Here is a 6,336-nt window from a genome sequence, read left to right as displayed (position 1 = left end):
GACCACCATGAGAAGTCGCAGTTGCTGCCGAACATCGGCGATGGCCGTGGTGTCACCCAGCAGCGAGAGCGTTGATCCGTCCGGTAGTGGCTCGGTGATCTCCAGTGAATCCGAGGGTGGGGCAGGGGGATTGGGCGGACCAGGGGGAGCGGGAGCGTCGGAGGGGCCAGGAGGCGGTGTGGCCGGCCCGGGTCTGTCGTCCCGAGATCGGGCCTCGCCGCCCGGCACACCGTAGACCGTGCCGTCGGACGTGGTGACCCGAACTCGAATGGCATCGCCCTGCAACGCCTGCACCAGATCCTCGGAGCCGACGCCGCTCTCGACCAGTTCGACTGCGCGGTCCGCTCGATCGGTCAGTCGCGCATCGAGATCACGGCGGAGCTGCTGTCCCAGAACGACATCCACCGAAGAACCCACCACGACGAGCAGAACCGCGAACAGTACGACGACGGTGGCGACCACGCGCTTGCGCAACGAGGGCGTCGGCGTGTGATTCACTGCGGCGCTCGCAGTGCATAACCGAGGCCACGGACAGTGTGGATCAACCGCGGGCCATGGGTCTCCATCTTGCGACGCAACGCACTGATGTGGACTTCCACCAGGTTGGCGTCGTACGCGCCGTAGCCCCACACCGATTCGAGGATGGACGTTTTCGAGACGGTACGACCGCGTTGCGCGACGAGGAAGGTTGCCAGCCGGAGTTCGGTCGCCGTCAGGTCGAGCACCTGACCGGCGCGAGTGACGACGCCGGCGGATTCGTCGACCAGTAGATCGCCCACTTGAATCGCGTCCGAGGATCTGCCGCGTCTACGCAGCACCGATCGCGCTCGGGCAACCACCTCGTCGAGTTGAAACGGCTTGACCACGTAGTCGTCGGCACCGTCGCTCAAACCGCGCAGTCGGTCCTGCAGCTGGTCCTTCGCGGTGACCATGATGATCCCCGCATCACTGCTCTGGCGGACGACGTCGATGAGCGCGAACCCGTCCCGCGCACCGGGCAGCATGACGTCGAGGATCACCACGTCCGGGCGGAAGCCTGCCATCGTGGTTTCGAAGCCGTCGCCGTCGGGCAAGGACGCGGCGGTGAATCCCGCGTCCTCGAATGCGGCCACCAGCGCTTCCCGGATGGGCAGCGAGTCCTCCACCACCATCACCCGGGGAGCGGAACTGTATGTCATTCCTCGATTGTCACTCACCAGCTGAAGTGATCCTGAAGATACGCGCGGCTTCAGGGTGACTTCAGCTAGCGGCGGCAGGGTCGGTGACAGAACGAAACGAACGAGACAGTCCGAACAAGGAGTGAACGTGAACGATCAGACCCAGCCGATCCCGGCGGCATCGAACCCGGCCGAGCCCGCTGCTCCCCAGCAGAACGAGCCGAAGCGATGGAAGGGCCGTGTGCCACTGGTGGCAACAGCGGCCGCGGGACTCGCAGTAGGGGCGCTTGTCGCATCGGCAGTCTTTGCTGCCACCGGGCCGGACGTCTCGCCCGGAGTGTCCACGGTCGCGTCGTCGTCGACGCTCGGGGAGCGGACCGACGGCGGTGGCGGGTTGGATGTACCTTCGGTGCCGGCCGCTCCGGACTCCGGTGACGGATCGACGGCTCCCACCCCGTCCGACGGTGCTACCCCGCCTGCCCCGGGTGATGGCGAAACTCCGCCTGCTCCGCCCGCGGGTGGTCCGGGCAAGGGTGGACCGGGAGAGGGCGGCCCCGGTCCGGGTGGGCCGGGTAAGGGTGGGCCGGGTGCCCTGTGCGCACCGGAAGACGGTGCGACGCCGCCTGCTCCGGCTGATGGTTCGACGCCGCCTGCTCCGCCGACTCCGGGTGCTGAGGGAGACGATGCGACTGCGCCTGCACCCCCGGCTCCGGCTGATGGTGCGACGCCTCCCGCGCCGCCCGCAGCACCCGCTTCCTGAATCAACCTCTTCCAGCCCCGCACCGTGTTCTCGGTGCGGGGCTGGTGTCGTTGTGTGGACGGTGTGCTCGGTTCAGGCGATGTGGGGGCCTGCTCGGGCGTGTGATGGTCTGGGTTCTCGATACGGGTCGACGGTTGCTGGCGGTACGAACCAGGGGTGGTTGTCGGTGCCGATGAACACTTCCCAATCGGAGTGGTGGATGAGGCGGTGGTGGAATCCGCAGAGTAGGACGAGGTTGTTCATGTCGGTGGGTCCGCCGTCGCCCCAGTGCCAGATGTGGTGTCCTTCGGTCCAGGCGGCGGGTTTTCCGCAGCCGGGGAACGCGCAGCCGTGATCGCGGGCGGTGAGAGCTCTGCGCTGTTTCGCGGTGACGGTGCGGGCGGTGCGGGCGAGGTTGAGTGGGTTGCCGTTCTCGTCCATCACGATCGCAGTGAGAACACAGTCGCAGGCCAGTTGGCGGGAGGTGTTGCGGGAGAGCGGTCCCATCCACGGCAGCCACCCGACCGAAGTGCCATCGCCGAACAAGTCGCGATACGCGCCACGATCAGCGGCCGAGGGCGTGTCGGACGCGTCTGCTGTGTCGGCTTGCATCGGTGCGCCGGTGTTGATGTCGACGGGATCTGCTGTGTCGGTGTCGGATTCGGCTGCTGCGCGTGAGGTTTCGTCGTCGGTGATGTCGTCGTCGCCGCCGCAGTTCTGGAGGTCGGTGAGATCGCGCAGGCTGATGTGCAGGTTCAGGTGCGGGCGTTCACCGCCTTCGATGGGGCGATCGCTGGAGGCGAGGTATTGGTCGAGGATGTGTCCGAAGGCGTCGGCTCTGCGCTTGGCGGGGCTGCGATCGTCTTGGGTTCCGTCGGCGGCGGGGTGGGGTTCGGTCAACGGGGAGAGTGCGGTGAGCAGCTTTTCTCCGGTGACAGCATCGAAATCACCTTTCAACACCAGCCGCCCGTTGAGGGTTGTGGAGGCGAAGAGTTCGTTGCGGTCGGTGTTCTCGGCGGGTGGTTTCTTGGTGCCGAAGCTGTCTTCGAGTCTGGTGATCGCTGCTCGGATGCGGCCGGTGCGTGCGTCGGGTCCTGTCGCAGATTTGATCAAGGCGGCGCGGGCCATATTGCGACCCTCTTCCGGGAGGTTTTCCGGTGGGGTTTCGGCGAAGGTGAGGATCAGGGCGGCGTGATCGACGGTCATGACACCGGTGTTGACGGCGGCGGCGATGTCGGGAAATGCAGCCATGCCGCGGGCGAGAGCGACGATCTTGGTGGCTTTGGACGGTGAGAGCAGGGTGGTGGAGGTCAGCCATCCGGCGGGTCCGGGGAATCCGAGTTTCTCCCGGCTGACGCGGGTGTCGATCTCGGCGACGAGAGCGATCCGGCGGGCTTCCAACAGCTGGATTCGGTGGGAGACCGCGGCAGATTCGGCGAGCAGTTCGCTCTCGCTCAGTTGCCAGATCTCCGTGGTCATGGAAGCCAGTGTATCGAACGCGCGTTCGACTGACAACCGTAGTGCAATCGAAAACTATTGCCCTGCATAAGGATTCGAGATCCGGAACCTGTCGGAGGCGTGTGATAGGCGTTGGTGGAACCTGACGTCAGGCGATGCGCTCAGTCAGCTTCTTTGGCAACGGTTTCCAGCTCGGCTCGATATGCGGCCCACCAGGCTTCGTTGCCGTCGGTCATGTTCTCGTTGCCGAGTCGTAGGCCTACGGAGTTGTCGATGAGTTCGCGCACTATGTCCGCATGCCCAGCGTGCCGGTTGGTTTCGGCCACGAGGTGCACGAGCACGCGGTGCAGGGTTACTTCCTGCTTCTCGACGGGCCAGTGCAGGACGCGTCCGACGGTGTCGAGGTCGTTCGTCTCGATGGTCCTGTCTGCGTGCTTCCAGGCCTCGCGGTACAGGGCGACAATGGATTCGGTCGATTCGTCGGCCGCGGCCCACATATCGGAGTTCAGGCGGGCCGTGGCCGCTGCCTCCAGTTCCCCGAACCGAGCTGGAAACTCACGTCCGAAGGTGGGGCCGAAGTAGCCGTATTCGACGATCGCCAGGTGCTTGATCAAACCCAACAGGTTCGTACCGGTCGGTGTCATCGGCCGCCGTCTCTGGTATTCGGTGAGGCCGTCGAGCTTCCACAGCATGTTCTCGCGGGCGATCCGCAGATACTGGTGCAGCTCGTCCTTCATGCCGTTCAGCTCACCGACGCGTGCCAGACGAGAGCGGCAGCCAGCGCACCGAGTCCGTTCAACGACCAGTGCAGGGCGATGGGCGCGATCAAACTGCCGCTACGACTACGCAGCCACGTGAACACGACACCCGCCGCCGCAGTCGCCACCACGGCCAGCGCTATGCCGACGATCTGCCCGAACAGCCCGCCGCCGAGAAAACCGCTCAGCCCGACGTTGCCCGCCGTCAGTCCCAGCGAGGACGCGATATGCCACAGACCGAACAGCAGAGACCCTGCAGCGAACACACCCCGAGCCCCATAGATGCGGCCCAAGGTGCCGTGCAGCACCCCGCGGAACGCGAGCTCTTCCGGGATGACGGTCTGCAGGGGGATGACGATCATCGATGCGACGATGGCGGCGGAGACGGTTGCGTATCGATCGGCCATGAAGAACGGGCGGGTCAGTGGCAGCAACGCGCCGATCGCGACGACAGTGAGGACGACCCCGACGGCTCCGAGTGCGTACAGGGATCCGGTCCTCCACTGCTTCGGAGACAGTCCCAGTTCGGCCCATCCCAGACCGCGTCGGTTCGCCAGGACGACCAGCAGGACAGCGGCGATCGGAACCGTCGCGATACTGGCCCACACCGTCGTGAAGTGCGCGATGAGGTTGGTGCCCACGAGTACGAGGACGACGATGGCGACGTCGAGGTAGGCGTGGAAGGTGCGTCGGGGTGCCACGCTCCCGGCTGGATTCACAGCAAGCATTGGATCGAGTGTACTGGCGTCAGCTGTGAGTGACCGATGAATCGAGGCTTCGGTCGAGGCCTTTGCCGTCGTAGATGCGGGTGAACACCACGCCGAACACGAGTCCGATGAGCAGCCCGAGAGACGTCATGCCCACCGAGTGCTGCAGGCCTGCGTCGAGCGAGGCGTTGAAATACAGGATCGAGCGGGTGCCGAGGAAGATCTGATGCATCGGCTCGAACTGCGCGAGCCAGGTGAAGATCGGCGGACTCGCTTCGAGGGGGATGGTGCCGCCCGATGACGGCAACGCCAGGATGATGAACACGATCAGATTGATCAGCAATCCGGCCGTGCCGAACGCAGACATCACCGCCAACGCCGTGATGCCCACCGCGGTGATCGCGAACGCGCCGTACGTCCACAGGGTCCATGCATGGGTGATCGGCATGCCGAGCAGATGGCTGATCAGCAGATACAGGGCAGACACCAGCATGGCGAGAACGACCATCACGAGCCATTTCACGAGCAGCGTCTGGAAGCGGTTGATCAGGGTCGGTCCGCGGTGGATGTACTTGGGACCGATCTCCGTGGGTGTGAACCCGAGTAGTCCGTCGACGAGTGCGCTGACGATGGTCGCTCCGGTGAAGCCGGCCAGGACGAGCAAGAGCGCGTAGTAGAAGGCGGACAAGCCACCGCCGGTGCCGTCGGGCAGAGGATCGTATTGGGCAACGATCACATCGATCGGTTGTGCGAGGGTGAGGGCACTCGCACCGGCGAGCTGAGTATCGCCGAGCTGCTGGCGCACCTGTTCGGTGATCTGTTGTCCCACAGTTTCATTGACCGACTCGAATGCAGGTGACGCCACTCCGGTCACGAGCGACATCCCGAAACTGCCGGCCCGTGGGTTGGTGTAGACCGTGATGATCGGCTTCTCGACGTCCCCGGGAATCACACTCGCCTGCGCGAGAATTCCCATCCTCTTGGTGAAATCGCTCGGGATGACGATGGACCCGTAGGCCTCTGCCGTCGACAGCAGTGATTGTGCTTGCGCCGGACCGACTTCCCGGAAGTCGACCTTCTCCGAATCGACGTTCTGCAGCAGACCCTCGACGATGTCGTTGCCGATGTTGCGCTGCTCGCCTGCGAGGGTGTCGCCCTCGTCCTGGTTCACGATCGCGATGGGGAGGTCGTGCAGATTGTTCCTGGGATCGAGCACACCGCCCAGGTACAGCGCGGCGAGGAACGACATCAGTGCCGACACCACCAGGATGGGCGCGAGCCAGAAACGCGGCGAACGAAGGACGTCGGCCATCGACCGAGGAGTTCTGTCGGAGGTCACCGGATCAGTGTCGCAAGTCCGGCCCCCACGTGCGCGTTTATTCGTAGCAGGCTACGAGTAAACGCGCACGTGCGGCGCAGCCGCTCCTCATATGGAGGTCGGCCTGTCAACGACGGCATGGTGAAGCGGTGGCACGCACCGTCGTGTGTGCCACCGCTTCCTGTTGCCGGGATGGTGA

At 64.9% G+C, this 6,336-nt stretch carries 6 protein-coding genes and 1 pseudogene; 1 reads left to right on the top strand and 6 read right to left on the bottom strand.

Translation table 11 applies throughout. The annotated features are described in order from the left end of the window. Both A2J02_RS00035 and A2J02_RS00030 read right to left on the bottom strand, forming a co-directional pair. Positions 1-498: pseudogene (locus A2J02_RS00035) on the bottom strand (two-component sensor histidine kinase); the annotation flags it as partial. Next, complete coding sequence (locus A2J02_RS00030) at positions 495-1,178, bottom strand: response regulator transcription factor (protein WP_068045007.1); 684 nt, start codon at positions 1,176-1,178, stop codon at positions 495-497. The pseudogene A2J02_RS00035 and the gene A2J02_RS00030, both read right to left, overlap by 4 nt. A 127-nt stretch (positions 1,179-1,305) precedes the next feature. Between A2J02_RS00030 and A2J02_RS27515 the strand changes: the two genes are divergently transcribed. After that, positions 1,306-1,917, top strand: a complete 612-nt coding sequence (locus A2J02_RS27515) for a hypothetical protein (RefSeq protein ID WP_156516016.1) — start codon at positions 1,306-1,308, stop codon at positions 1,915-1,917. A gap of 72 nt (positions 1,918-1,989) precedes the next feature. Here A2J02_RS27515 and A2J02_RS00020 read toward each other — a convergent pair whose 3' ends face one another. The 4 genes from A2J02_RS00020 to A2J02_RS00005 form a co-directional block, all read right to left on the bottom strand. Next, positions 1,990-3,375: an HNH endonuclease signature motif containing protein gene (locus A2J02_RS00020; RefSeq protein WP_068045000.1), complete on the bottom strand. Its 1,386-nt coding sequence runs from the start codon at positions 3,373-3,375 to the stop codon at positions 1,990-1,992. A 140-nt stretch (positions 3,376-3,515) separates the two neighbouring features. After that, a complete protein-coding gene (locus A2J02_RS00015; RefSeq protein ID WP_068044998.1) occupies positions 3,516-4,091 on the bottom strand; it encodes a DinB family protein in 576 nt (191 codons plus the stop codon). A gap of 5 nt (positions 4,092-4,096) precedes the next feature. After that, positions 4,097-4,840 carry a CPBP family intramembrane glutamic endopeptidase gene (locus tag A2J02_RS00010; protein ID WP_068044995.1) on the bottom strand — a complete coding sequence of 248 codons (744 nt, stop codon included), beginning with the start codon at positions 4,838-4,840 and terminating at the stop codon, positions 4,097-4,099. A gap of 19 nt (positions 4,841-4,859) precedes the next feature. After that, complete coding sequence (locus tag A2J02_RS00005) at positions 4,860-6,158, bottom strand: YhgE/Pip domain-containing protein (protein WP_411742150.1); 1,299 nt, start codon at positions 6,156-6,158, stop codon at positions 4,860-4,862. Positions 6,159-6,336: the final 178 nt, after the last annotated feature.

It is taken from the genome of Rhodococcus sp. EPR-147, from assembly GCF_001647185.1.
Lineage (GTDB): Bacteria > Actinomycetota > Actinomycetes > Mycobacteriales > Mycobacteriaceae > Rhodococcoides.
The sequence above is the reverse complement of the archived record's forward strand: the minus strand, read 5'-3'. Positions and strand labels throughout refer to the sequence as shown.